The sequence below is a fragment of the Kutzneria sp. CA-103260 genome (assembly GCF_018263855.1).
Taxonomy (GTDB): domain Bacteria; phylum Actinomycetota; class Actinomycetes; order Mycobacteriales; family Pseudonocardiaceae; genus Kutzneria.
In genome coordinates, this window is record NZ_CP073318.1 from 1,039,807 (window position 1) to 1,065,015 (window position 25,209).

General features: G+C 70.4%; 21 protein-coding genes. 11 read left to right on the forward strand and 10 right to left on the reverse strand.

Going from position 1 to position 25,209, the window contains the following annotated elements; genetic code table 11:
- The first annotated feature begins 63 nt into the window (after positions 1-63).
- A complete protein-coding gene (locus tag JJ691_RS04540; protein WP_442912678.1) occupies positions 64-1,527 on the forward strand; it encodes a serine/threonine-protein kinase in 1,464 nt (487 codons plus the stop codon).
- A 159-nt stretch (positions 1,528-1,686) separates the two neighbouring features.
- Here the strand turns inward: JJ691_RS04540 and JJ691_RS04545 are convergent, their stop codons facing one another.
- Positions 1,687-5,019, reverse strand: coding sequence for an indolepyruvate ferredoxin oxidoreductase family protein (locus tag JJ691_RS04545; RefSeq protein WP_211767542.1), 3,333 nt, complete (start codon positions 5,017-5,019; stop codon positions 1,687-1,689).
- A 134-nt stretch (positions 5,020-5,153) separates the two neighbouring features.
- Here JJ691_RS04545 and JJ691_RS04550 point away from each other — a divergent pair, with 134 nt between their 5' ends.
- Entirely contained in the window at positions 5,154-5,624 is a 471-nt protein-coding gene (locus tag JJ691_RS04550) for an Lrp/AsnC family transcriptional regulator (RefSeq protein ID WP_211767543.1), read from the forward strand.
- A gap of 53 nt (positions 5,625-5,677) precedes the next feature.
- Here the strand turns inward: JJ691_RS04550 and JJ691_RS04555 are convergent, their stop codons facing one another.
- Positions 5,678-6,067, reverse strand: a complete 390-nt coding sequence (locus tag JJ691_RS04555; protein ID WP_211767544.1) for a DUF5997 family protein — start codon at positions 6,065-6,067, stop codon at positions 5,678-5,680.
- Positions 6,068-6,098: 31 nt separating this feature from the next.
- Here JJ691_RS04555 and JJ691_RS04560 point away from each other — a divergent pair, with 31 nt between their 5' ends.
- Positions 6,099-6,836: a LysR family substrate-binding domain-containing protein gene (locus JJ691_RS04560; RefSeq protein WP_249227678.1), complete on the forward strand. Its 738-nt coding sequence runs from the start codon at positions 6,099-6,101 to the stop codon at positions 6,834-6,836.
- 71 nt (positions 6,837-6,907) lie between these two features.
- Here JJ691_RS04560 and JJ691_RS04565 read toward each other — a convergent pair whose 3' ends face one another.
- Positions 6,908-7,756 carry an alpha/beta fold hydrolase gene (locus tag JJ691_RS04565; protein WP_211767545.1) on the reverse strand — a complete coding sequence of 283 codons (849 nt, stop codon included), beginning with the start codon at positions 7,754-7,756 and terminating at the stop codon, positions 6,908-6,910.
- 28 nt (positions 7,757-7,784) lie between these two features.
- The gene (locus tag JJ691_RS04570; protein WP_211767546.1) at positions 7,785-8,627 is read right to left on the reverse strand and encodes an NmrA family NAD(P)-binding protein; all 843 of its coding nucleotides are present in this window, start codon (positions 8,625-8,627) and stop codon (positions 7,785-7,787) included.
- A 104-nt stretch (positions 8,628-8,731) separates the two neighbouring features.
- On the opposite strand from JJ691_RS04570, the gene JJ691_RS04575 reads away from it, so the two are divergent.
- A complete protein-coding gene (locus JJ691_RS04575; protein WP_211767547.1) occupies positions 8,732-9,130 on the forward strand; it encodes a winged helix-turn-helix transcriptional regulator in 399 nt (132 codons plus the stop codon).
- A gap of 75 nt (positions 9,131-9,205) precedes the next feature.
- Here the strand turns inward: JJ691_RS04575 and JJ691_RS04580 are convergent, their stop codons facing one another.
- Positions 9,206-9,409 (reverse strand): cold-shock protein, encoded by a 204-nt coding sequence (locus JJ691_RS04580; RefSeq protein ID WP_211767548.1) that lies wholly within the window; start codon positions 9,407-9,409, stop codon positions 9,206-9,208.
- 303 nt (positions 9,410-9,712) lie between these two features.
- On the opposite strand from JJ691_RS04580, the gene JJ691_RS04585 reads away from it, so the two are divergent.
- Entirely contained in the window at positions 9,713-10,783 is a 1,071-nt protein-coding gene (locus tag JJ691_RS04585; RefSeq protein ID WP_211767549.1) for a hypothetical protein, read from the forward strand.
- Here the strand turns inward: JJ691_RS04585 and JJ691_RS04590 are convergent.
- The 5 genes from JJ691_RS04590 to JJ691_RS04610 all read right to left on the reverse strand — a co-directional run bounded on the left by JJ691_RS04590 (position 10,737) and on the right by JJ691_RS04610 (position 16,403).
- Complete coding sequence (locus JJ691_RS04590; protein WP_249227679.1) at positions 10,737-11,264, reverse strand: sarcosine oxidase subunit gamma; 528 nt, start codon at positions 11,262-11,264, stop codon at positions 10,737-10,739. The two genes, JJ691_RS04585 and JJ691_RS04590, sit on opposite strands and share 47 nt — an antisense overlap.
- Before the next feature lie 10 nt (positions 11,265-11,274).
- Positions 11,275-13,983, reverse strand: coding sequence for a 2Fe-2S iron-sulfur cluster-binding protein (locus JJ691_RS04595; protein ID WP_211767551.1), 2,709 nt, complete (start codon positions 13,981-13,983; stop codon positions 11,275-11,277).
- Positions 13,980-14,222, reverse strand: coding sequence for a sarcosine oxidase subunit delta (locus JJ691_RS04600; protein WP_211767552.1), 243 nt, complete (start codon positions 14,220-14,222; stop codon positions 13,980-13,982). The genes JJ691_RS04595 and JJ691_RS04600 overlap by 4 nt, the downstream gene beginning before the upstream one ends.
- Positions 14,223-14,233: 11 nt before the next feature.
- Positions 14,234-15,439, reverse strand: coding sequence for a sarcosine oxidase subunit beta family protein (locus JJ691_RS04605; RefSeq protein ID WP_211767553.1), 1,206 nt, complete (start codon positions 15,437-15,439; stop codon positions 14,234-14,236).
- A gap of 190 nt (positions 15,440-15,629) precedes the next feature.
- A complete protein-coding gene (locus JJ691_RS04610) occupies positions 15,630-16,403 on the reverse strand; it encodes an IclR family transcriptional regulator (protein WP_211767554.1) in 774 nt (257 codons plus the stop codon).
- A 252-nt stretch (positions 16,404-16,655) separates the two neighbouring features.
- On the opposite strand from JJ691_RS04610, the gene JJ691_RS04615 reads away from it, so the two are divergent.
- The 6 genes from JJ691_RS04615 (at position 16,656) to JJ691_RS04640 (ending at position 25,201) form a co-directional block, all read left to right on the forward strand.
- A complete protein-coding gene (locus JJ691_RS04615; RefSeq protein ID WP_211771269.1) occupies positions 16,656-16,973 on the forward strand; it encodes a bifunctional 3-phenylpropionate/cinnamic acid dioxygenase ferredoxin subunit in 318 nt (105 codons plus the stop codon).
- Complete coding sequence (locus tag JJ691_RS04620) at positions 16,973-18,130, forward strand: NAD(P)/FAD-dependent oxidoreductase (protein WP_211767555.1); 1,158 nt, start codon at positions 16,973-16,975, stop codon at positions 18,128-18,130. Before JJ691_RS04615 ends, JJ691_RS04620 begins: the two co-directional genes overlap by 1 nt.
- A gap of 81 nt (positions 18,131-18,211) precedes the next feature.
- Positions 18,212-19,675, forward strand: a complete 1,464-nt coding sequence (locus JJ691_RS04625) for an aldehyde dehydrogenase family protein (protein WP_211767556.1) — start codon at positions 18,212-18,214, stop codon at positions 19,673-19,675.
- Positions 19,675-21,318, forward strand: a complete 1,644-nt coding sequence (gene betA, locus JJ691_RS04630; protein ID WP_211767557.1) for a choline dehydrogenase — start codon at positions 19,675-19,677, stop codon at positions 21,316-21,318. The genes JJ691_RS04625 and betA overlap by 1 nt, the downstream gene beginning before the upstream one ends.
- Entirely contained in the window at positions 21,315-22,829 is a 1,515-nt protein-coding gene (locus tag JJ691_RS04635; RefSeq protein WP_211767558.1) for an APC family permease, read from the forward strand. Before betA ends, JJ691_RS04635 begins: the two co-directional genes overlap by 4 nt.
- Positions 22,829-25,201, forward strand: coding sequence for a GcvT family protein (locus JJ691_RS04640; RefSeq protein ID WP_211767559.1), 2,373 nt, complete (start codon positions 22,829-22,831; stop codon positions 25,199-25,201). Before JJ691_RS04635 ends, JJ691_RS04640 begins: the two co-directional genes overlap by 1 nt.
- The last annotated feature ends 8 nt before the right edge of the window (positions 25,202-25,209 follow it).

Here is a 25,209-nt window from a genome sequence, read left to right on the forward strand (position 1 = left end):
AGACGCGGGCCGTGGAGAGCGATGGCGGAAGATGTGAAGGTCTCGTGGAGGGGGTCAGGCAGCGTGAACCGGGTGGTGGCCGACCGGTATGTGATCGTCGGCGAGCTGGGCCGGGGCGGCATGGGCGTGGTGTGGCGCGCCGACGACCGGGTCATCGGGCGGCAGGTCGCGCTCAAGGAGATCCAGGTGCCGCCGGGCGGCATGGAGCGGGTGCTGCGGGAGGCTCGCACGGCGGGCCGGCTCAACGACCCGGGTGTGGTCACGGTGTACGACGTGCTCACCGACCGCGGCTCCACCTTCGTGGTGATGGAGTTGGTGGAGGCCCCGACGCTGGCCGACATCATGGCCGCGCAGGGCCCGCTGGACTCGGACCGGGTGGCCAACATCGGCCTGGCCCTGCTGTCCGCGCTGGAGGTCGCGCACGCGGCCGGCATCGTGCACCGGGACGTCAAACCCAGCAACGTGATGCTGCTGCCCGGCGACCGGGTCAAGCTGGCCGACTTCGGCATCGCCCGGGCCATGGACGATCCCGGCCACACCAGCAGCGGCGTGCTGGGCTCGCCCGGCTACATGGCCCCCGAGCTGTTCAACGGCGGCTTCCCCGGGCCCGCCTCGGATCTGTGGGCGCTGGGCGCGACCATGTTCCACGCGGTCGAGGGCCACGGACCGTTCCACCGGGACACCACCGCCGCCACCCTGCACGCGATCATGTACGAGGAGCCGCGGCTGCAACTGTGCCGGCGGCCGCTGGCCGACGTGATCATGGGACTGCTGGTCGCCGACCCGTACCAGCGGTGGCTGCCGGCGCAGGTGCGTCAGGTGCTGTCCGGCGGTCCGCCGCTGACCCCGACCCGGCCGGTGGACCCGTGGGAGGGCGAGCCGAAACCCGGCCGCCGCAAGGCTTTCCTCATCGGCGGCGCGGCCGCGGCGGCGGTCGCGGTGGCCGCCACCTCGGCGGTGCTGCTGGCCAACTCCGGGCAGCAGGACGGCGTCGCCTCAGCCGCGGCCGTCAACTCGACGACGGCGACCACCACGGCCGCGCCGACGACGACCACGACCGCCGCCACGACCACCACGACGACGACCACCACGACCACGTCGAAAACCACCACCACGAAGACCAAGCCGCCGCTGGCGCTGGTGGTGCTGACCCGATACCACAGCCCGGTCGGCTTCCACTTCAGCGGCACGCCCAAGGTCGCCACGCCGTCCGGCTTCACCGCCGAGGGGCCGCTCGGCTCGCTGCTGTCCAAGGCCGAGCCCGGCTCGGTCAAGTTCTACGCGTGCAAGATGAAGACCACCGACGACCACTTCAGCTCGGTGGACCAGACCGGCAAGTGCGAAGGCCAGACCACCGTCGCCCTGCTCGGCTACGTCTTCAAGGACAAGCCGGACGGCGTGGTCAGCACCCCGCTGTACCGGTGCAACGCCGGCAACAGCCACTTCGACTCGGTGATCGCGAACTGCGAGAGCCCGAAGGTGGTCAAGGAAGGCACGCTCGGATACGTGGTGTCCGCGGACGGGTAGCGGGCGTTGGGCCGGGCGGCGACGGTGTTTTTCCCGTCATGGGGTCACGCCCGGCCACGTACCGTGAAACCGGCCAGCCCCCGTTTCACCCCCCCGTGACGGGGTCCGGCCCGCTGTCCCCGGCTCCCCACCCTTCTGGAGCCGGGGCAGCCCCCGGAATCAGCGCACCGGCTGCGGGCGTTTGCCCAGCTCGGCGACCAGGTTCGCCAGCTCGGCCCGGTACTTGCGGACCGATTCGACCTTGATGTCCTCGTAGCCGCGGACCATGTCGGGCAGGTCGGCGATGCGTAGCGCCAGCTCCTCGGGAGCGCCGGCCAGGCGGCCGACGACGGCGACGTACTCGGTGATCAGGTCACGCTCCAGACGGCGCACCGCGGCGTAGCCGAACAGGTCGAGGCGGCCGCCGCGCAGGCGGCGCATCGACCGCAGGACCCGGAACGCGGGGCCGGCGGTGCGGCCCAGGGCCAGCTTGCGGCGCATGCCCATGGCCCGCAGCAGCGGCGGGTGCAGCATGACCTTCACCTTGGCGTCCGGGCCGAACTGCTGGCGCACGGCCGGATCGAGATGCAGACGGGCCACCTCGTACTCGTCCTTGTACGCCATCAGCTTGTAGAGCTGGCGCGCCACGACCTCCCGCACCGCCGCGTTCTCCACCCCGGCGAGAACGTCGACATAGCGGCGGGCGTAGCGCGAGTCCTGGTAGCCGATCAGGTCCGCGGTCCTGGTCAGCGCGGTGGCCGAGTCGATGCCGGCGGCGGCGAGGATCTCCTTGGCCTGGGCCATGAACGGCTCGGCTCGCAGGAGTCCGTCCTCGGTGCTCTCGGCCTGGGTCGCCCAGCCCGGTTCGAGCACGAGCTTGCGGCCGGCCTGGAACGCCTGGATCGTGCTGGCCACGCCGACGCCGTTCTGCTCGATGGCCGCCTCGATCGACGCGGCGCTCATCGGCAGCAGCCCCGACTGGTAGGCCGCGCCGATGACCAGGAAGTTAGCCGCGGTGGTGGAGCCGAACAGCCGGGCGGCGACGCCGAGCGCGTCCACGGCGACCATGCGGCCGCCGATGGTGCGGTCCGCGATCGTGCCCAGAAGCGTTGTGCTGGCCGGCAAAACCTTCGACGGGTCGGTGACGGTCTCGCCGGTCGGCGTCTGGCTGGTCGAGACCACCGCGACCGTACGGTCCGGCGCGCAACGGTCCAGATTGGACGGTGCCGTGGCCGCGAGGGCGTCGAACGCCAGGTAGGTGTCGGCAGCGCCCAGGCCGACCAGACCTGGCCGCTCCCGGTGCTCGGGGCCGATCCGCAGGTGCGACACCACCGCACCGGCCTTCTGGCTCAGGCCGGTCTGGTCCATCGCGCGGGCGTCCAGGCCGTCCAGCAGCGCCGCGCCGGCCAGCACCTGGTTGGCCGTCACCACACCGGTTCCGCCGACGCCGACCAGCACCACGTTGGCCTGACCGGGTTTCTGCGCCGGCTCGGGCAGGTCACCGGCCAGCTGTGGCGGCGTGACCTTGGCCTTGGCCTTCCCAGGCACCACCGTCATGAACGACGGGCAGTCACCCAGCAGGCAGGAGAAGTCCTTGTTGCAGGAGGTCTGGTCGATCCTGGTCTTGCGGCCGAACTCCGTCTCCACCGGCTCCACGCTGAGGCAATTGGACTTCGCGCCGCAGTCGCCGCAGCCCTCGCAGACCGCCTCGTTGATGAACACGCGCTGCGCCGGCTCGGGAGCCTTGCCGCGCTTGCGCTTCCGCCGCGTCTCGGCCGCACACGCCTGGTCATAGAGTAGGACTGTCGTGCCTGTGACAGTCCGCAACTCGCGTTGTACGGCATCCAGATCGTCACGATGCCGGACAGTCACGCCCGATGCCCAGGCGGTGCCGCGCGGGTACTTGCCCGGATCATCAGCCACCACAACGATTTTCGCCACACCCTCGGCGTGCAGCAGATGCGTCACGCCGACCGGGTCGATGCCGCCGTCGGCGTCCTGGCCGCCGGTCATCGCCACCGCGCTGTTGTAGAGCAGCTTGAACGTGATGTTGGTGCCGGCCGCCACCGCCTGCCGCACGGCCAGGCTGCCGGAGTGGAAGAACGTGCCGTCGCCGAGGTTCTGGAACATGTGGCCGGCGCCGCTGAACGGGGCCGCGCCGACCCAGGTCGCGCCCTCGCCGCCCATCTGCGTCATGCCGAGGCTGCGGTCCATGAACGTGGTCATCGCGTGGCAGCCGATGCCCGCGCCGGCCAGCGACCCGTCCGGCACCACCGTGGACCGGTTGTGCGGGCAGCCCGAGCAGAAGAACGGGGTGCGGCTGACTGCCGTCAGAGTCAGCTGCGGACGCCGCCGCGGCAGCGGGTGCACCGCGTCCACGCCGAACCGCTCCACCAGCGTTTTGGTCAGGGCCAAGGCGATCCGGTCCGCGTCCAGCTCACCGGTGACCGGGATGAGGTCCTTGCCCCGCACCCGAGGCCGGGTCGACAGGTCGTAGAGGGCGTCCCGGACCATCGGCTCCACAAAGGCCCGCTTGTCCTCGACGACCACGATCTCGTCCAGGCCCTCGGCGAACTCGCGCACCGTCTCCTGGTCCAGCGGGTGCACCATGCCCAGTCGCAGCAGCCGGATTCGGTGGATCTGGTCGTCGATGCCGAGCCGGTGCAGCGCCTCGCGAAGCTCCACATAGGACCGTCCGACGCCGATGAAGCCGATCCGGGCCCCGTCGCGGGCGCCCTCGATCCGGTTGATCCCGTTGGCCCGCGCGAACGCCGTCGCCGCGGCCAGTCGGCCGTCCAGCACCTCGCGTTCCATCGCCAGTGCCGCCGGAATGTCCACGCCCGGCTTGTGCGTGGGCTGCCAGGGGCGGCCCAGCCAGCTGAACTCGGGAACGGTGATCTCCAGTTGCTCCGACGTGTCCACGACCTCGGTCGCGTCGGCGATGCTGGTCAGCACGGTCAGGCCGACCCAGGAGCCGCTGTACCGGGACATCTCGATGCCTAGCCGGCCCAGTCGCAGCACGTCGGCCACCGAGGCCGGGGCCAGCACCGGCATGAAGGACTCGGCCAGCGCCATCGCCGAGTTCGACGGCAGCGTCGAGGACTTGCTGGCCGGGTCGTCGCCGGCCACCACCAGCACACCGCCCCGCCGGGTGGTGCCCATCCAGTTGGCGTGCTTGAAGGCGTCCGACGAGCGGTCCACGCCCGGGGCCTTGCCGTACCAGAGGCCGAACACCCCGTCGAAGCTCGGATCCGGCAGCTGGGTGCTCAGCTGCGAGCCGTAGACCACGGTCGCCGCGAGCTCCTCGTTCACACCCGGCACGAACTTGATGTCGTGCTCCGCGAGCAGCTTGGACTGCTTCAGCAGGAGCTGGTCGAGACCGGCCAGCGGGGAGCCCCGGTAGCCCGAGACCAGGCCCGCCGTGCGCCAGCCCCGGGCGCGGTCGGCCTCGCTCTGGTCGACGAGCAGCCGGGCCAGCGCGTGCACACCGTTGAGCAGCTGCCGATCGGACACGTCGAACCTCCCTTAACCCTGCGCAAGTTGGCTAAATTGCACGTCCATCGCGGGCGATGCGCAATATGAGGGTGCTCTGATTGAGCGATATGCTCAACGGAGGTGGGTGACTCGACGACGAGGTGAGCAGAACGGTGACTCTCGACACACTGGACCTGCGCATACTGCGTGAGCTGGTGCGACGGCCGCGGGCCGGCATCACCGAGCTGGCCAGCCTGCTCGGCGTAGCCCGCAACACGGCGCACGCCCGCGTCCAGCGCCTCGAACGCGACGGTGTCATCGGCGCCCGCGGCCGTGAGATCGACATGGCCGCGCTGGGCCTGGAGGTCACCGCGTTCGTCACCCTGGAGGTCGCCCAGGGCCGGCTCAACGAGGCCGTCGCCGGGCTCAAGACCGTGCCCTACGTCCTGGAGGCGCACGGCATCGCCGGCTCCGGGGACCTGCTGGTGCGGGTCGTGGCCCGCAGCAACCGCCACCTCCAGCAGGTCGTCGCCGCCGTGCTGGCCTGTCCCGGCGTGCTGCGCAGCACCACCACCGTCGCGCTCACCGAGCCCGTCGGCTACCGGGTCGACCCGCTGTTCGAGGTGGTGCCGGTGGAGTCGTAGGCCGAATGACGGACGACCGGAGCACGGCTAAGGCATCGTCTGCCCGGTCGGTCTCAGCGCGACTTGCTCGGCTTGGCGTCCCGGTCCTTCAGCCGCTGCTGCTCGTCGCGGAACTCGGCCTGCGTCTCCCGCTCCCGCACCAGCCAGTCCGGGTTCTCGGCCTTGATCTCGTCGATCTGAGCGGTCGTCAGCGCCTCGGTGATGCCGCCGCGGGCCAGGCCGCCGATGGACACGCCCAGCTTGGCCGCCACCACCGGCCGCGGGTGCGGGCCGTTGCGGCGCAGGTCGCTCAGCCACTGCGGCGGGTCGGCCTGCAGGGCGTTCAGCTCGTCGCGGGAGACCACACCGTCCCGGAACTCCGCGGGGGTGGCTTCGAGGTACACACCCAGCTTCTTCGCCGCGGTCGCGGGCTTCATCGTCTGGGGTGTCTTCTGCGACGTCATGGGGCCAGCCTACGGCCGGTAGCCTGACCCCGTGACGTTCAGGCTGGCCTACGTGCCAGGAGTGACCCCGGCCAAGTGGGTGCGCACCTGGCGGGAGCGGGTGCCCGAGGTGCCGCTGACCCTGGTCCGGGTGACCGCCGCCGACGCCGAGGCGGCCGTGCGGCGGGGCGAGGCCGACGCCGCGCTGCTGCGGCTGCCGGTGGACCGCGAAGGCCTGCACGCGATCCCGCTCTACATCGAGGCGACTGTGGTCATCGTGCCCAAGGACCACTTCCTGGCCGCCGCCGAGGAGCTGTCCGAAAAGGACCTCGCCGAGGACGTGGTGCTGCACCCGTTCGACGACGTTCTGGAGTGGACGGAGCCGCTGCCCGGCCGGCCGGCGATCGAGCGGCCCGTCACCACCGAGGATGCCGTCGAGCTGGTGTCGGCCGGCGTCGGGCTGCTGGTGGCGCCGCAGTCGCTGGCCCGGCTGCACCACCGCAAGGACCTCACCTACCGCCCGCTGCCCACCGCCCCGACCTCGCAGGTGGCGCTGTCGTGGCCGGCGGGGGAGACCTCGGAGCTGATGGAGCAGTTCATCGGCATCGTGCGGGGACGGACGGTGAACAGCTCGCGGGGCAGTCAGCCGGCCGAGAAGGCCAAAGCCGCTGAGCGGGGTGGCCAGCCGCCGGCGAAGGCTGCTGAGCGGCGCAAGCCGACGGCCGGCGCCGGCCGGCAGCGGAGCACTGGCGCCCCCAAGGGCCGCGGCAAACCCCGCCGCCGCGGCTGACCCCCTTTTCACCACATGCGCTTCCCACTTGCGCCCTGATGCCACATGGGAAGCGCATGTGGCAGAAGCGGTCAGCCCTTGTTCGCGGCCAGGTGCTCCAGCAGCAGCGGGATCACCTTGTCCGCGGACTCCTCGGGCAGCCAGTGGCTGGCCCCAGCCAGCTCCACGAACTGGTACGGCCCGTCCACCCAGTCCTTGGTGGACTCGGCGGCCAGCCGCCCCAGGGCCACATCCGCGCTGCCCCAGATGTACAGCGTCGGCGCGGTGACCCGGCCGGCCTCGATGTTCAGGTCGTCGGTGGGGACGGCCCGGTACCAGCTCAGGGCAGCGGTCAGGGCCCCGGGCTCGGACAGCCGCTTCACGTTGCTGGCCACCAGCTCCTCGGACACGGCCCCGCCGTAGGCGCCCCGCAGCCGGGCGGCGTCGTCGCCGAGCAGCGCCTGCTCGGCCGGGCCGACCCCGCTGCGGAAGAACCGTACGTAGCCGACCCGGTCGTACTGGTCTTGATCCGAGTTCACGGCGGCGTGCAGCGCCTGCGGATGGGGCGTGGCCAGCACGCTGAACGACTTGAGCCGGTCGGAGTGCGCGCCGGCCAGGGCCCAGCCGACGATGCCGCCCCAGTCGTGGCAGATGAGGTGGAAGCGGTCCGCGCCCTGGGAGTCGGCGAAGCCCAGCGCGTCGGACACCAGGTTGGCCACGACGTAGTCCGAAATGGACGTGGGCCGCGCGTTGGGGGAGTAGCCACGCTGGTCGACGGCCACGGCCCGGTAGCCGGCCGCGCCGAGCGCGGTGAGCTCGTCGGTCCAGCAGTCGGCGAATTCGGGGTAGCCGTGCAGCAGTAGCACGAACTCGCCGTCCGTGGGACCGGCGGCGAGCGCGTCGAACACGTGCTCGCCGAGCGTGATCGTCAGTGATTCCATACCGGCAGTCTGCCGGAGGCAGCCGTGGTCAGCTGTCCAGAGCGGCGGCGATCGAGGACGCCAGCGGCGTGGTGGGGTGCCCGATCAGCCGGGCCAGGTCGCCGGAGCCGTCGGTCAGCGCGCCGCCGGCCAGCTTGCCGTCCACCTCGACGAGCAGGTCGACCAGGTGCGGGGGCAGGCCGGCCTCGCTCAGGACGGCGTGGTGCCGGTCCGCGTCCAGGTCGGTGTAGGTGATCGTCTTGCCGGCGGCCGTGGTGAGCGCGGCGGCCAGGTCGGGGTAGCTCCAGGCCACGTCGCCGGCCAGCTCGTAGACCTTGTTCTCGTGCCCGGCTCCGGTCAGCACGGCCACCGCTGCGGCGGCGTAGTCGGCCCGTGCGGCACTGGCCAGCCGGCCCTCGCCGGCGCTGCCGATGAACGAGCCGGTGGCCACGGCCTGCTGGAAGGTCGGCGCGTACATCTCGGTGTACCAGCTGTTGCGCAGGAACGTGAACGGGATGCCGGCGGCTCGGATCATCTCCTCGGTGGCCTTGTGCTCGGTGGCCAGGCCCAGTGGGCTGGTGTCAGCGTGCAGCACGCTGGTGTACACGAGGTGCGGCACCCCGGCCGCCTTGGCCGCGTCGACCACGGCCCGGTGCTGGTCGACGCGCTTGCCGACCTCGCTGCCGGAGATGAACAGCACCTTGTCCGCGCCCTCGAACGCGCCGGCCAGGCTGGCCGGGTCGTCGTAGCTGCCGACCCGCACTGGCACGCCGAGGTCGGCGGCCTTGGCCGGGTCGCGGACCAGGCCCACCACGTCGGTCGCGCCGGCCTTGGCCAGACCAGCGAGGACAAGACGGCCCAGGGCGCCGGTGGCGCCGGTCACGACGATCATTTGACGTGCTCCTTCGATCGGGTTCGTACCGTCACGAGGATGGCACTAACTTTTAGAAAGTGCAAGCCACAAGTGTGTGCTGTGCGTGAGGTACCATGCTTGACATGAGCGGACCCGAGTTCGACGAGCACGGCCGCGTCCTGTTCGACGTGTTCGCCCGCAACTGCTCGTCGCGGGCGACGCTGGAGCACGTCACCGGACGGTGGGGGATCCTGGCGCTGGCCGCGCTGCGCGACGGCTCGCTGCGGTTCAACGCCCTGCGCCGGCGGGTGGACGGGGTCAGCGAGAAGATGCTCGCCCAGACCCTGCAGGCCCTGGAGCGCGACGGTTTCGTGCACCGCGACGCCCAGGCGACCATCCCGCCGCGAGTCGACTACAGCCTCACCCCGCTGGGCGAGGCCACCTCCAAGCGCCTGTTCGAACTCATCGAGTTCGTCGAGGAGCACATGGTGGAGGTCACCGCCAACCAGGCGGCCTACGACACGGCCAAGGCTGAGAAGTAGTTAAGACCTGCGGTCACATCGCAAAAACAGAGGAGCCCCGCGCCTGGTGGCGCGGGGCTCCTCCTGTTCGGATGCTCAGATGGCGCGGACGCCCTGGGCCTGCGGGCCCTTCTGGCCCTGGCCGATCTCGAACTCCACGCGCTGCCCCTCGTCCAGGGTCTTGAAGCCGCTGCCCTGGATCTCCGAGTAGTGCACGAAGACGTCGGGACCGCCACCGTCCTGCGCGATGAACCCGAAGCCCTTTTCGCTGTTAAACCACTTCACACTGCCCTGCGCCATACCACTAACTCCCTGTAAGCCGAGCCAGGCCATCACAACGAAAAGCCCCGGTCTCTGGGCACATCATGCCACCAGGAGGCCCCGGTGCGGAGGGCACGGCGCGGATAAGTTCGCGATTCTCGCCCGAAAGGGGAGTTTTCCCAGGTCAACGACGGTCGACCGGGTACGGTGCGCCGACCGTGGTCACGCCTGGCGTGCCCTGATCGGGGTAACCGGCTCCGCTGAACGGTCTGATCAACAGGCCCCTGGCCCGGACCGGCGGTGCCGGCGTGACACCATGGACCCAGCAGCACAGGGGGCGACATGACGGACAATCCGGAGCAGTACAGCCAGTACCCGCAGCAGCCGCCGATGGCTCCGTTCCAGGCGCCTCAGCCAGGGGTCATCCCGCTGCGCCCGCTGGACGTGGGAGCCATGATCAGCGGCTCGTTCCGGGCCGTCTTCCGCAACTGGCTGCCGACGCTGCTGCTGCCGTTCGTCGGCTCCCTCATTGTCACGGCCGTCGGCGTCGTGCCGATGCTCACCCTGTTCAACCAGCTGACCGACATGGCCGGCCGGCGGGCGGACCCGGACCAGGTCCTGTCGCTCCTGGGCCGCTCGCTGCTGTTCCTGCTGCTGGAGCTGGTGCTGGTCCTCGCGTTGTCGGTGCTCACCCAGGCCGTGGTCACGGTGACCGTGAGCCGCGCGGTGCTCGGCCGTCCCACCACGATCCCCCAGGCGCTGCGCGCGGCCGCCCCGCGGCTGCTGCCCCTGGCCGGGCTGGCCGTCCTGGTCTGGCTCATCGCGTTCGGCTGCGCCTTCGTGCCGTTCGCGGCGGTCGTCACGCTGGCCATCGTCGCCAACGCCCCGATGCTGGGCCTGCTGGCCTTCGTGGTGCTCGTGGGCGGCGTCCTCGTCGGCGCCTTCTACTGGATCTCCTACGCGACCGCGCCGGCCGCGCTGGTTCTGGAACCGGCGCCGGTGCTGACCGCGCTGCGCCGGTCCCGCTGGCTGGTCACGAACAACTGGTGGCGGGCGCTTGGCGTCCTGCTGCTGTGCGGGGTCATCGTCTACTTCGCCAGCTACCTGGTCGAGCTGCCGATATCGTTCGTGCAGCTCGCGCAGATGGGGTCCATCAGCACCAGCCTGAGGCCGGACCCGCGGGCGGTGCTCAGCACTGTGTTCTCGCCGACCGCGCTGATCATGATCACCGTGCTGTCGGCCGTGGTGTACGCGCTCGGCCAGGCGTTCACGATCGGCGTGTCCACACTGCTCTACCACGACCTGCGCATCCGCAAGGAGAGCTTCCATCTGCCGCTGTGGCAGATGGCGCAGCTGCCCGACGACCTCAACCCCGGGCCGGGGCCGTCGCCGAGTCCCGAAGCCACGACCTGAGATAACCCGCGAACGAGGGCCGCACCAGGATCCGGTACGTCGGCGTCGCGTCCACCTGGTGCAGCACCACGTTGGCCCGGGCCAACATCGTCTGCGCGCACCGGCCCGGCCCGAACGCCCTCGGGTGCAGGTCGATGCCGCAGCCCTGCTCCAGCACCTCCCGCGCGCCCGGCCCCGACAGCTCCAGCACCACCCGGTTCGCCGACACATCGACGACGGAGCCAGGCGTGTCACCCAGCGCCGCCCGCAGCCGCTCCTCGGACACGCCGAACACCAGCCACTGGTCGGGCCCCAGCCACAGCACGGTTTCCGAGCCGGTGTTCGGCACCACCGGCAACGGCGTGCCCAGGGCCTCCCCGATGCGGGTGGCGGCCGGGTCGACGGGATCGACCCGCAGGTCGACCTGCCGGTCGACGTCGATCTCCCGCAGCCTCACCGCCAGCCCCGCCTCAGCCGTCACCGCGCTGCTCTCCGAGGCCACTGCCCACTCCTCACCCATCTCGGCGTGTCCCCTCCGGGTCGTAGAAGATCGGCTCGGTGACGGTCGCGGCGATCGTGCGGTCCTCCAGGGGCGCCAGCACGGTCTGGCCGATGAGCTGCCGGCCGCCCTTGACCAGGGCCAGGGCGAAGGTCCGCTCAAGCGCGGCGCTGTGATAGCTGGACGTGACGTGCCCGAGCATGGGCACGGGCGGCTCCAGAGGCGTGTCGGGGGCGATGAGCTGGGCGCCCTCGGGCAGCAGGTCGTCGGGATCGAGCGGCAGCAGGCCGACCAGGTGCTTGCGGTCCGGGCGGACGCTGTCGGCCCGCTGGTAGGAGCGTTTGCCGACGAAGTCCTTGCGTGGCGAGACGATCCACGCCATGCCGAGGTCCTGCGGGGTGACGGTGCCGTCGGTGTCCTGGCCGACGATCACGTAGCCCTTCTCGGCCCGCAGCACGTGCATGGTCTCGGTGCCGTACGGGGTGGGCAGCCCGGTGGCCATCACCGCGTCCCAGGTCCGAGCCCCGTGCCGGCCGTCCACGTTGATCTCGAACGCCAGCTCGCCGGAGAACGACACCCGGGCGATGCGGGCCGGGGTGCCGTCGGCCAGCGTGACGTCCTTGAACGTCATGAAGTCGAACGCGGCGGCCGAGCAGTCCACGTCCGGCGCGACCATGGCCAGCACGGTGCGGGCCTGCGGACCGACGACCGCGATCGTCGCCCACTGCTCGGTGACGGAGGTGAACCACACCCTGAGCTCGGGCCACTCGGTCTGGGACCACTCCTCGAACCAGTCCAGCACCGCGGCGGCGTTGCCGGTGGTCGTGGTGGCCAGGAACCGGTCCTCGGCGATCCGCATCACCACACCGTCGTCGAACACCATGCCGTCGGCCTTGCACAGCAGGCCGTACCGACAGTGGCCGACCTTGAGCTTGGCGAACGCGTTGGTGTACAAGCGGTTCAGGAACTCGCCGGCGTCCGGGCCCTGGATGTCGATCTTGCCGAGGGTGGAGGCGTCCATCACGGCCACGCCGGTGCGGGCGGCCCGGCACTCGCGCAGCACGGCCGCCTTCATGTCCTCGCCGGGCTGCGGGTAGTACCAGGGGCGCTTCCACTGGCCGACGTTCTCGAACACCGCGCCGTGGCGGACATGCCAGTCGTGCATCGGGGTCATGCGCACCGGATCGTGCAGCTCGCCACGGTCGCGCCCGGCCAGCAAGGCGAACGACACCGGCGTGTAGGGCGGCCGGTAGGTGGTGGTTCCCTGCGGCGTCTCGGCCCCGAGCAGTTGCGCGATCACGCCGATGGCCGCGAAGCCGGAGGTCTTACCTTGGTCGTGAGCGGTGCCGATGGTCGTGTACCGCTTCACGTGCTCCACCGACCGCATGCCCGCCCCGGTCGCCCGGCGCACGTCGGCGACGGTCGCATCCCGTTGCAGGTCGACGAACTGTCGGTCCTCCGGACCGTCGACGAACCAGACGGGTTTCGGGTCGGCCAGTGCTTCCGTTGCGGTGTAAGGAGCTTCCGGTAGTGTGCCGTCGAATCCGGACAGCTTCGCGGCTTTGAGACCCTCGCGCAAGCCCGCTTCGAGGCAGCCGGCCAGGTCGTAGACGGCGTTCGCGGCGCCCACGACGTGCTGCGCCTGCACGGACTGGCCCGGCACGAACGCGGCGACCCGCTCGTCGTATCGGGTTCGGCCCTGGGACTGTGAGAACAGATGCACGGCCGGGTTCCAGCCGCCGGACACCGCGAGCAGGTCACACGCGATGGGCCGGTCGCCGACCAGCACGCCGCCGATCCGCCTGGTGCCCAAGGCCTGTCGCACCACCGAGTCGGCCAGCACCTCGATGCCGAGTTCCCGGGCCCGGTTCAGGAGTTCGGCCGGCGGATTCGGTCGACTGTCCACAATGGTCGAAACCCGGTCGGCGAGGTCGAAGGCCGCGCCGTACGCGCTGTCATTGGTCGTGGCCACCACGATGTTCTGGCCCGGCAGCGCCGCGTACCGGTTGACGTACTGGCGGACCGCCGAGGCCAGCATGATGCCCGGCAGGTCGTTGTCCACGAACACCAGCGGCCGCTCGTGCGCGCCGGTGGCCAGCACCACCCGCTTGGCGCGGACGTGCCACAGCCGGGTTTTCGACGCGCACGCAACGAAGTTCTGGTCGTAGTAGCCGAACGCCATGGTCCCGGTGAGCACCCTGGTCTCGGGCAGGGCGCTCAACTCCTCGGCGGTGTCGGCGAGCCAGTCCAGCAGGCGGTTCTCGGTCAGCAACGAGCCGCCCAGTTCCCGTTGCTCGTCAACGAGAATCGTGCGCGCCCCGGTCCGCCCGGCCGCCAGCGCGGCGGCGAGGCCGGCTGGCCCACCGCCGATCACCAGCACGTCGCAGTGCGCGTTTCGCTTGTCGTAGCGGGTGGAGTCCGGCGCGTCGGTGAGCCTTCCCTTGCCGCGCAAGGTAGTTGCCGACAGCCCGTCCGTCAGTTCGATGGTGGTGGCCAGCAGCATCGGATCAGCCAGCTGCACCAAGGCATTCGGCTCGTCCACGCCGGCCGTGAAGATCCCGCGCGGCCGTCCCCGATACGTGCTCGGTGCGACCTCGATGAGCCCGTTGGCGATCATCGCCGACGCCAGCGTGTCGCCGGCACAGCCCGTGTACTCGATGTCGTCCACGGTGAAGCGCAACGGTTTCGTGCGGTCGATGCGGCCGCCCTCCGGGAGCCTCATCGCACGATCTCGTTCGACACGGTGTCACGGACGATGCTGAACCAGCGTCGGCACCCGGCCGAGTGGGACCAGCGCTCCGCGAACCGGCCCTTGGGGTTGTCGCGCACGAACAGGTAGTCGCCCCACTGCTCGTCCGACAACTCCGCCGGCCGCTCCGGATACGGCACGCCGGCCTGGCCGCCGTAGTGGAACTCCGTCTCGTCGCGGTCGCCGCACCAGGGGCACGGGATGAGCAACATCGGTACCTCCCTCAGTGGGCGACGGCCGCCGCGCCGTGCTCGTCGATCAGCGCGCCGGTGGTGAACCGCTCCAGGGCGAACGGCTCGTTCAGTTCGTGCGCCCGGCCGGTGGCCAGGGTGTGGGCGTAGGTCCAGCCCGATGCCGGGGTCGCCTTGAAGCCGCCGGTTCCCCAGCCGCAGTTGACAAAGAGGTTGTCCACCGGCGTCGGGCCGATGATCGGCGACGCGTCCGGCGTGACGTCCACGATGCCGCCCCAGGTGCGCAGCACGTGGGCCCGGGCGAAGATCGGGAACAGCTCCAGCGCGGCCGCCATCTGCTGCTCGATCACGTGCACCGAACCGCGCTGCGCGTAGGAGTTGTACGGGTCGATGCCGGCGCCCATCACCAGTTCGCCCTTGTGCGCCTGGCTGACGTACACGTGCACGTGGTTGGACATCACCACGGTCGGGTGCACCGGCTCCAGCAGTTCGGAGACCAAGGCCTGCAACGGATGGCTCTGCACCGGCAGCCGGATTCCGGCCAGGCTGGCCAGCACGCTGCTGTGCCCGGCCGCCGCCAGCCCGACCCGCCCCGCGTGGATCGGCCCCAGGTTCGTCTCCACGCCGGTGATCTTGTTGCCGTGTTTGAGGAATCCCGTGACCTCGCAGCCCTGGATCAGGTCCACGCCCAGCTCGTCCGCCTTACGTGCGAACGCCCAGGCCACATGGTCATGTTTCGCGATACCGGCCCGTGGCTGCAATGTCGCCCCCAGCACCGGGTACCGCACGTCTTGCGCGGTGTTCACGATCGGGCAGAACTTGCGGACCTCGTCCGGGTCCAGCCACTCCGCGTCCACCCCGTTGAGCCGGTTGGCGTGCACCCGGCGGGTTCCCTCGCGGACGTCCTGCAGGGTGTGGGCCAGGTTCAGCACGCCCCGTTGGCTGAACAGGATGTCGTAGTCCAGTTCGGCCGACAGGCCCTCCCACAGCTTGAGGGCGTGCTCGTAGATCGCCGCGCTCTCGTCCCACAGGTAGTTCGAGCGGATGATCGTCGTGTTGCGGGCCATGTTCCCGCCGGCCAGCCACCCCTTCTCCAGCACCGCCACGTTGCGGATGCCGTGGTTGGCGGCCAGGTAGTAGGCCGTGGCCAGCCCGTGCCCGCCGCCGCCGACGATGACCACGTCGTAGCCGGTCCTGGGCTCGGGATTACGCCACAACCGGTCGGGGTGCTCGGACATGACCACCTCCAGGAAGCCTGCGCTGTTGCAGATTAAGCGCACCGTTGCGCTCTCCACAACACCCGCCCGGTGGAAGACGGTCGCCCCGTCTCGCGAGTCCCGCTCTCGGGCAACCGAAATACAGGTTCCGACCCGGACCGGGCTGTCTCGAACCGGTTCTATGGTTGCCTGATAGCGGGACTCGCGGGCCTTAGCCGGTGTGGCCTATCCGGTGGCTGATCTCCTTCGCACCGTCGCCCGCCAGCCGCGCGACCTCCGGGAACCGGTCCGTCGTCAACCGGTACGACGGCCCCGACACGCTCAGGGCGGCGACCACGTTGCCGTCCATGCCGCGGATGGGCACGGCGACGGCGTTGAGGCCGATCTCCAGCTCGTCGGCGGTCGACGCCCAGCCGGTGCCGGAGGCGGTGTCGAGCTCAGCCCGCAGCAGGGCGGCGTCGATGACGGTGCGCGGGGTGTACATGGTCAGCGGCCGGGCCAGCAGCTCGTCACGGACGACGGGGGGCTGGTTGGCCAGCAGGATCTTGCCGCTGGAGGTGGCGTGCAGGGGAGTGCGCTGGCCGACCCAGTTGATGGTGGCGACGGTGGCGCTGCCGCGGACCTGGCTGACGTTGATGGCGTAGCCGCCGTCCAGGATGGCCACGTTGACTGTCTCGCCGACCTGGGCGGCCAGCCGCTCGCACACCGGCCGGCTCTCCCGGGACAGGTCCATCTGCGCGGCGGTGGCGCCGGCCAGCCGGACGATGCCGAAGCCGAGCCGGTACTTGCCGCGGTCGCCGGTCTGCTCGACCAGCCCGCGGCTGTCCAGCACCGACACCAGCCGGAACGCCGTGGACTTGTGCACGCCGAGTTCGGCGGCCAGCTCGGTGATGCCCATGTCGCCGTGCAGGGCCAGCAACTCCAGGACGGACACCGCGCGGTCGACGGACTGCACGAGGGCCGCCGGCCCCTCGCTCGAAGCCATGCACGCACTGTAGTCGAGCTGATGGAGCCTTGACGGAGCATCGCCGCGTGCTCACTCTGTTGCGTACAGCACGACAAGTTGTGTTATACGCAACCGGAGGGGTCGATGGCAGATCGTGCGCTCGAGCCGACCACGACGCGAGGCCGCGCCGTGCATCGGCGCGCGATTTCGGAGGCGGAGCCTGCGGAGTCTTCGAAATCGGGTGACGATGTGCGGCTTGAGGCGGCCGAGCCCCGCGCGGCACGCGCGGCAATGATCACTGTGTGCGGAGTCGGGGACCTGCCGCCGGGTGAGGCGGTCAGAATCGACACCGTCGACCCGCCCGTCGCCGTGTTCCATACCGAGGACGGCGAACTGTATGCGGTCGACGACACCTGCACCCACCAGGACGCCTCGCTGGCCGACGGCTGGCTGGAGGGCTGCACGGTGGAGTGCCCGCTGCACGCCTCGTGCTTCGACCTGCGTACCGGCCGCCCCAGCGGCCCGCCGGCGACCAAGTCGGTCCGCACCTACCCGGTGGTCGTCGAGGACGGCGTGATCCGGGTGGCGCACAGCGAAGTGGCCTGCTGATGCGCACCGCGGCGGTGATCGGGGCCTCGCTGGCCGGCCTGTCCACCGCGCGGGCGCTGCGCCAGCAGGGTTTCGACGGCCGGCTGGTGATCGTCGGCGACGAGCCGCACCGCCCCTACGACCGGCCACCCCTGTCCAAGGACTTCCTGGCCGGCAAGACAGCCGACATCGGCCTGGGCACGCCGGACGACGAGGACCTGGACTTCGACTGGCGGCTGGGCGCGCGGGCCCTCAGGCTCGATCCCCGTGACCGTTCCATCGAGCTGTCCACCGGCCAGACCCTGCGCTGCGACGGCGTGGTGATCGCGACGGGAGCGCGGGCGCGGTGGCTGCCGGGCACCGAGGGGCTCGGCGGCGTGCATGTGCTGCGCACGCTGGACGACGCCATCGGACTGCGTGCCGCCCTCGTGCCGGGCGTGCGGCTGGTGGTGGTCGGGGCCGGCTTCATCGGGGCCGAGGTGGCGTCGACGGCCCGGCATCTGGGCGCTGACGTGACGGTGGTCGAGGCCGAGCCGCTGCCGCTGCTTCCCCAGCTGGGCAAGGAACTCGGCATGGTCTGCGCCGGCCTGCACGCCGATCACGGCGTCCACCTGGTCACCGGCGTCCCGGTGCGGCGGATCCTCGGCGAGGAGCGGGTGCACGGCGTGGAGCTGGCTGACGGCCGGCACATTCCGGCTGACGTGGTGGTGGTCGGCATCGGGGCGGTGCCGAACGTCGAGTGGCTCGACGGCTCCGGCCTCCAGTTGGACAACGGCGTAGTCACGGACGCCGCCTGTGCCACGGGTTTGCCCGAGGTGGTGGCGGTCGGCGACGTTGCCGCGTCGTACAGCGTGCACCTGCACGAGCGGCACCGGTCGGAGCACTGGACCAACGCATTGGAGCAGCCGGCGACGGCGGCGGCGACGCTGCTCGGTGACCCGCGGCCACACCTCTCCGTGCCGTATTTCTGGTCAGACCAGTACGGCGTGCGCATTCAGTTCGCCGGCACGCGGCTCGACGGCGACACCGTCCGGGTGATCGAGGGCGACGTCGACCGGCGCAGCTTCCTGGCCGTCTACGAGCGCCGCGACCTGCTGGTCGGGGTGCTCGGCATGAACCAGCCCAAGCTCTTCTCCCGGTGGCGCCGGCAGCTCGCCCGGCCGGTGGTGGCCCCTTGACGGACGGGGCCACACCGTCAATGCTGTTGCGAATTCAGCGTGCCGTTGCGTAATCAGAAACAACCGTGATCGGGGGTCCCCGTGGCGGAACTGTTCATCGACGGGCACTGGACGGCCGGGCGCGACACCCGTCCAGTGATCAACCCGTTCGACGGCAGCGTGCTCACGACAGTCGCCGAGGCCGACGCCGGGGACGCGCTGAGAGCGGTGGCCGCGGCGAGAGCCGCCTTCGATCGAGGCGTGTGGCCGCGGACCCCGGCCGTCGAGCGGGGCGCGCTGCTGAACGCCGTCGCCGACCTGCTGCTGCGGGACCGCGGCGAGATCGCCCGCACCGAGACCCTGGACACCGGCAAGACGCTGGGCGAGGCCGGGGCCGACGTGGACGACGTGGTCCGCGTCTTCCGCTACTACGCCGACCTCGCCGACAAGCACCCGGGCCGGGTCGTGGACACCGGAAATCCGGTCACCCAGAGCCGGATCGTCTACGAGCCGGTCGGCGTGTGCGCGCTGATCACGCCGTGGAACTACCCGCTGCTGCAGGCGTCCTGGAAGATCGCGCCGGCGCTGGCCGCCGGCAACACCATGGTGGTCAAGCCGAGCGAGCTCACCCCGCTGACCACGATCAAGCTGGTCCGGCTGATCGAGGAGGCCGGGATGCCGGCCGGCGTGGTCAACCTGGTGCTGGGCGCGGGGGCCACCGTCGGCGCGGCGCTGGCCGAGAGCCACGACGTGGACCTGGTGTCGTTCACCGGCGGCCTGGCCACCGGGCAGCGGATCATGGTCGCGGCCGCCGGCAACGTCAAGAAGGTCGCGCTGGAACTGGGCGGCAAGAACCCCAACATCGTGTTCGCCGACGCCGATCTGGAGACGGCCAAGGACCAGGCGCTCAACGCCGTTTTCCTGCACGCCGGCCAGGTCTGCTCGGCCGGGGCGCGACTGTTGGTGCAGGACAGCATCTATGACGAGTTCGTGGCCGAGGTCGCCGCCCGGGCCGACAAGATCCGCATCGGCAACGGGCTCGACGAGACCAGCCAGAGCGGACCGCTGGTCTCGGCCGAGCACCGAGCCAAGATCGAGCGCTACGTGGAGTCGGCGATCGCCGAGGGCGCCAAGCTGCTCGCCGGTGGCCGGCGTCCGGCGGAACCCGAGTTGCAGCAGGGATTCTTCTACCGGCCGACGGTGTTCGCGGACTGCCGCCGCGACATGACCGTCGTGCGGGAGGAAACGTTCGGACCCATACTGACCGCGGAGCGGTTCACCACCGAGGAAGAGGCGATCGAGCTCGGCAACGACACGGACTACGGCCTGGCCGGCGCGGTGTGGACGCGCGACGCCGGCCGAGCCGCCCGGGTCGCCGGCGCGCTGCGCCACGGCACCGTGTGGATCAACGACTTCCACCCGTACCTGCCCCAGGCCGAATGGGGCGGCTTCAAGCGGTCCGGCATCGGGCGCGAGCTCGGGCCGACCGGTCTCGACGAGTACCGCGAGGCGAAACACGTCTACACCAACACCGATCCGAAACCACTCGGCCTGTTCCCGGGGTGATGAGGATGTACGACTTCGTCGTGGTCGGCGGGGGATCCGCCGGCAGCTGCCTGGCCAACCGACTGTCCGCCGACGCGAGAGCGCAGGTCCTGGTCCTGGAGGCCGGCCGGCCCGACTACATCTGGGACCCGCTGGTGCACATGCCGGCGGCGCTGACCATGCCGATCGGAAACCGGTTCTACGACTGGAAGTACGAGTCGGAGCCGGAGCCGGCGATGGGCGGCCGGCGCGTCTATCACGCCCGCGGCAAGGTGCTCGGCGGCTCGTCCAGCATCAACGGCATGATCTTCCAGCGCGGCAACCCGCTGGACTACGAGCGGTGGGCCGCCGACGAGGGCATGAAGTCCTGGGACTACATGCACTGCCTGCCCTACTTCAAGAAGATGGAGAACTGCCTGGCCGGCGCGGACGACTTCCGTGGCGGCGACGGGCCGCTGGTGCTGGAGCGCGGCCCGGCCGACAGCCCGCTGTTCCGGGCGTTCTTCCGCGCGGTGCAGGAGGCCGGCTACCCGCTCACCGATGACGTGAACGGCTACCGGCAGGAGGGTTTCGCCGCCTTCGACCGCAACCTGCACCGCGGTCGCCGGCTGAGCGCCGCCCGGGCCTATCTGCACCCGGTGCGCAAGCGTCCCAACCTGACGGTCAAGACCCGGGCCTACACGACCCGGATCCTGTTCGAGGGCAAGAAAGCCGTTGGTGCCGAGTACGTCCAGGGTGGACGGACGCGGGAGGTGCGGGCCGGCGAGGTCATCCTCTGCGGCGGCGCGATCAACTCCCCGCAGCTGTTGCAGCTGTCCGGCGTCGGCAACGCCGCCGAACTGGAGCAGTTGGGCATCGACGTGGTGCACCACCTGCCCGGCGTGGGCGAGAACCTCCAGGACCACCTGGAGGTGTACATCCAGTACGCCTGCACCAAACCGGTCTCGGTCGCGCCGTACATGAAGTGGTACAACAAGCCGCTGGTCGGCCTGCAGTGGCTGTTCCGCAAGGGACCGGGCGCCACCAACCACTTCGAGGGCGGCGGCTTCGCCCGCAGCAACGAGGACGTGGACTACCCGAACCTGATGTTCCACTTCCTGCCGATCGCCGTGCGCTACGACGGTTCCCTGCCGGCCGGCGACCACGGCTACCAGGTCCACATCGGACCGATGTACTCCGACGCCCGCGGCTCGGTGAAGATCACGTCCAGGGACCCGCGGGTCAAGCCGGCCCTGCGGTTCAACTACCTGTCCACCGACCAGGACCGCCGCGAGTGGGTGGAGGCGATCCGGGTCGCCCGGCACATCCTGACCCAGCAGGCGTTCGACGAGTACAGTGGCGGGGAGATCTCGCCGGGACCGTCGGTGCAGACCGACGAGGAGATCCTGGCCTGGGTGGCCAAGGACGCGGAAACGGCGCTGCACCCCTCGTGCACGTGCCGGATGGGGGTGGACGAGCAGTCCGTCGTTGACCCGGAAACCCTTCGGGTGCACGGGGTCGACGGGCTGCGGGTCGTCGACGCGTCGGTGATGCCGTACGTCACCAACGGCAACATCTACGCTCCGACCATGATGATCGCGGAGAAGTCCGCGGACCTGATCCTCGGCCGGCCGCCCCTGCCGCCGGCCGAGGTGGAGTTCTACCGCCACCGGGAGCAGTCATGAGTTCAGACGACGGGCACGGACTCTCAGAGTTAGGGTACAAGCAGGAGTTCGAGAGAACCCTGGGCAACTTCCACACCTTCGCCGCCGGCATCAGCTACATCTCCATCCTCACCGGCACCTTCCAGATGTTCTACTTCGGCTTCTCCATCGGCGGGCCGGCCAACTGGTGGTCCTGGCCGATGGTCTTCGTCGGCCAGCTGATGATCGCGCTGTGCTTCGCCGAGCTGTCGGCCCGCTACCCGGTGGCCGGCTCGATCTACAACTGGTCCAAGAAGCTCGGCGGCCCGCACGTGGCCTGGCTGGCCGGCTGGATGATGCTGGTGGCCTCGGTCGTCACGGTGGCCTCGGTGGCGCTGGCCTACCAGATCACGCTCCCGCAGATCGCCGACTTCTTCCAGATCGCGCCGGACAACGCGGTCAACGCGGTCATCCTGGGCACGGTGCTGATCCTGTTCAGCACGGTGGTCAACGCCTGGAGCACCAAGCTGATGGCCCGCATCAACAGCGCCGGCGTGTTCATCGAGCTGATCGCCGCGGTGCTGCTGGTGGTGCTGCTCGCGTTCGCGGTCGTGCGCGGGCCGCAGATCGTGCTGGACACCGCCCACAAGGGCGACGGCGTGCCGCTGGGCTACTTCGGCGCCTTCCTGGTCGGCTCGCTGGCCTCCGCGTACGTCATGTACGGCTTCGACACCGCCAGCTCGCTGGGCGAGGAATCCGTTGACCCGCGCAAGAACGCGCCGCGGGCCATCCTGCGGGCGCTGATCGCGTCCTTCGTCATCGGCGGCCTGATCCTGCTGCTGGCCCTGATGGCCGTGCGCAACATCAACGCGCCCGAGCTGAGCACGATCGGCCTCCAGTACGTGGTGATCGACGTGCTGGGATCGGGGCTGGGCAAGGTGTTCCTGGTCGCGGTGGCCATCGCGATCACCGTGTGCATCCTGGCGGTGCACACCGCGGCCATCCGGATGACCTTCGCCATGGCCCGGGACAACAACCTGCCGGCCGGCGCCTGGCTGGCCAAGGTGCACGGCAAGCAGCGCACCCCGGTCCGGCCGGCGGTGCTGATCGGGATCATCGCGGTGATCCTGCTGGTGGTCAACATCGGCCAGCCGCAGATCTTCCAGTTGGTCACCAGCATCGGCGTCGTGCTGATCTACGTGGCCTACCTGCTGGTGACGCTGCCGATGCTGATCGCCCGGCTGCGCGGCAGCTGGCCCGGCAAGGACGCGCCCAAGGACGGCTTCTCGTTGGGGCGCTGGGGTTTGCCGGTGAACATCCTGGCCGTGTTGTGGGGCGCGGGCATGGCGATCAACCTGGCCTGGCCGCGCAGCGAGGTCTACAACCCGACACCGCCGTTCCACTGGTTCCTCCAGTGGGGTGCAGTGTTGTTCGTGGGTCTGGTGGCGCTGCTCGGCTTCGGCTACTACTGGATCGTGTTGCGGCACAAGACGGGCGTGCTCGCTGACCACGCCGCCGAGGTGCCGGCTGTGACGGCGGAGGAGGCGGTCTGATGCCCAAGGTCGTGGTCATCGGCGCCGGTGTGGTCGGCTGTGCCCTGGCCGACGAGCTGACCGAGCGCGGCTGGACCGACGTCACGGTGCTGGACCAGGGGCCGCTGTTCTCGACCGGCGGCTCCAGTTCGCACGCGCCGGGGCTGGTGTTCCAGACCAACCCGTCGAAGACCATGGCCGAGCTCGCCACCTACACCGTGCGCAAGCTCTGTGATCTCGGGGCGTTCAACCAGGTCGGTGGGCTGGAGGTGGCGACGACCCCGGAGCGGCACGCCGACCTGGCCCGCCGGCACGGCTGGGCCACCTCGTGGGGCATCCCGTCCGCGCTGATCGGGCCGGACGAGTGCCGCGAGCTGGTTCCGTTGCTGGGCAAGGATGTTCTCGGCGGCTTCCACACGCCGACCGATGGCCTGGCCAACGCCGTGCTGGCCGGCGAGAAGCAGGCACGGCGGGCGATCGACCGCGGCGCGCTGTTCGTCGGCCGGCAGCAGGTCGTCGCCGTCGAGCAGGCGCACGGTCGGGTCACCGGCGTGCGCACCGCAAGCGACACGTTCGCGGCCGACATTGTCGTTTCCTGCGCCGGTTTCTGGGGCCCGGCGGTCGGCGAGCTCGTCGGCCTGACCGTGCCGCTGACCCCGCTGGCCCACCAGTACGCCAAGACCACGCCGGTCGCCGGGCTCACCGGCCGGATGCCCATCCTGCGGCACCAGGGCCAGGACCTGTACTACCGCGAGCACGGCGACCGGCTCGGCATCGGCTACTACGGGCACCGGCCGATGCCGGTCGACATCTCCGACCTGCCAACGCATCCGATGCCGTCCATGCTCGAGTTCACGCCCGAGGACTTCGAGGACGCCTGGACCGCGTCCACGCGGCTGCTCCCGGCGCTGGGCCGCGCGGCGGTGGGGGAGGGCTTCAACGGCATCTTCTCCTTCACCCAGGACGGGTTCCCGCTGATGGGCGAATCGCCGTCCCTGCAAGGGTTCTGGGTGGCCGAGGCGGTGTGGGTGACACACTCGGCCGGTGTCGGCCGGGCCATGGCCGAGTGGCTGGTCGACGGGCAGCCGTCGATCGACGCGCACGAGTGCGACCTCAACCGGTTCGAACAGCACCAGCTGGCCCCGGCCTATGTGCTGGCACGCGGCCAGCAGAACTTCGTCGAGGTGTACGACATCCTGCACCCGTTGCAGCCCATGGAGTCGCCGCGTCCACTTCGGACCTCGCCGTTCCACACGCGGCATCAGGAGCTCGGGGCGATGTTCCTGGAGGCCGCCGGCTGGGAGCGGCCGCACTGGTTCGAGGCCAACGAGTCGTTGGTCGAGCGAATCGACGTGCCCGAACGGGACGACTGGGCGGCCCGGTACTGGTCGCCCATCGCCGCCGCCGAGGCCCGGGTCACCCGGGAACGGGTCGCGCTGTACGACATGACCCCGTTGAAGCGACTGGAGGTCAGTGGCCCCGGGGCGCTGGCGTTCTTGCAGGGCCTGACCACCAACAACCTGGCCAAGTCGGTCGGCTCGGTGACGTACACGCTGATGCTGGACGAGACCGGTGGCATCCGCAGCGATCTCACCGTGGCCCGGCTGGCCGAGGACCGGTTCCAGGTCGGCGCCAACGGCAACCTCGACCTGGACTGGATGCTCCGCCGGGCCCCGGCCGACGTCACGGTCCGGGACATCACCGCCGGCACCTGCTGCCTCGGCGTGTGGGGACCGCTGGCCCGTGAGCTCGTGCAGCCGTTGGTGGACAAGGACTTCTCGCACAAGGCCTTCGGCTACTTCCGGGCCAAGCGGGCCTATCTCGGCGCTGTTCCGGTGACCGCCATGCGACTGGCCTATGTGGGCGAACTCGGCTGGGAAATCTACACCACCGCCGACATGGGCCTGAAGCTGTGGGACACGCTGTGGTCCGCCGGACAGCAGCACGGCGTCATCGCCGCCGGTCGCAGCGCGTTCAACAGCCTGCGGCTGGAGAAGGGCTACCGGTCCTGGGGCACCGACATGACCCCCGAGCACTCGCCCTCCGAGGCCGGGCTGGACTTCGCCGTGCGGATGGACAAGGGAGACTTCGTCGGCCGCGCGGCGTTGGAAAGCCGCGCGGTGGAACGGAAGCTGACCTGTCTCACGGTCGACGACCCCGGCTCCGTGGTGCTGGGCAAGGAACCCGTGTGGTGCAACGGATCCGCCGTCGGATACGTGACCAGCGCGTCGTTCGGCTACAGCTTGGGGCGGACCGTCGCCTACGCCTGGCTGCCGCCCGCGGTGGCCGAGCCCGGCGCCGCTGTGACGATCGAGTACTTCGGGGAGAAGATCCCGGCCACGGTCCGCGCCGAGCCGCTCTTCGACCCCGAGATGGCCAGAATCCGCCGGTGAGAGGGGAA

Coding starts and splice junctions, on each gene's coding strand:
- JJ691_RS04555 (WP_211767544.1), bottom strand. CDS start 6,067: ATGACGTCGCAGAAGACACCCCAGACGATGAAGCCCGCGACCGCGGCG.
- JJ691_RS04565 (WP_211767545.1), bottom strand. CDS start 7,756: ATGGAATCACTGACGATCACGCTCGGCGAGCACGTGTTCGACGCGCTC.
- JJ691_RS04570 (WP_211767546.1), bottom strand. CDS start 8,627: ATGATCGTCGTGACCGGCGCCACCGGCGCCCTGGGCCGTCTTGTCCTC.
- JJ691_RS04575 (WP_211767547.1), top strand. CDS start 8,732: ATGAGCGGACCCGAGTTCGACGAGCACGGCCGCGTCCTGTTCGACGTG.
- JJ691_RS04580 (WP_211767548.1), bottom strand. CDS start 9,409: ATGGCGCAGGGCAGTGTGAAGTGGTTTAACAGCGAAAAGGGCTTCGGG.
- JJ691_RS04585 (WP_211767549.1), top strand. CDS start 9,713: ATGACGGACAATCCGGAGCAGTACAGCCAGTACCCGCAGCAGCCGCCG.
- JJ691_RS04595 (WP_211767551.1), bottom strand. CDS start 13,983: ATGAGGCTCCCGGAGGGCGGCCGCATCGACCGCACGAAACCGTTGCGC.
- JJ691_RS04600 (WP_211767552.1), bottom strand. CDS start 14,222: ATGTTGCTCATCCCGTGCCCCTGGTGCGGCGACCGCGACGAGACGGAG.
- JJ691_RS04605 (WP_211767553.1), bottom strand. CDS start 15,439: ATGTCCGAGCACCCCGACCGGTTGTGGCGTAATCCCGAGCCCAGGACC.
- JJ691_RS04610 (WP_211767554.1), bottom strand. CDS start 16,403: ATGGCTTCGAGCGAGGGGCCGGCGGCCCTCGTGCAGTCCGTCGACCGC.
- JJ691_RS04615 (WP_211771269.1), top strand. CDS start 16,656: ATGATCACTGTGTGCGGAGTCGGGGACCTGCCGCCGGGTGAGGCGGTC.
- JJ691_RS04620 (WP_211767555.1), top strand. CDS start 16,973: ATGCGCACCGCGGCGGTGATCGGGGCCTCGCTGGCCGGCCTGTCCACC.
- betA (WP_211767557.1), top strand. CDS start 19,675: ATGAGGATGTACGACTTCGTCGTGGTCGGCGGGGGATCCGCCGGCAGC.
- JJ691_RS04635 (WP_211767558.1), top strand. CDS start 21,315: ATGAGTTCAGACGACGGGCACGGACTCTCAGAGTTAGGGTACAAGCAG.
- JJ691_RS04640 (WP_211767559.1), top strand. CDS start 22,829: ATGCCCAAGGTCGTGGTCATCGGCGCCGGTGTGGTCGGCTGTGCCCTG.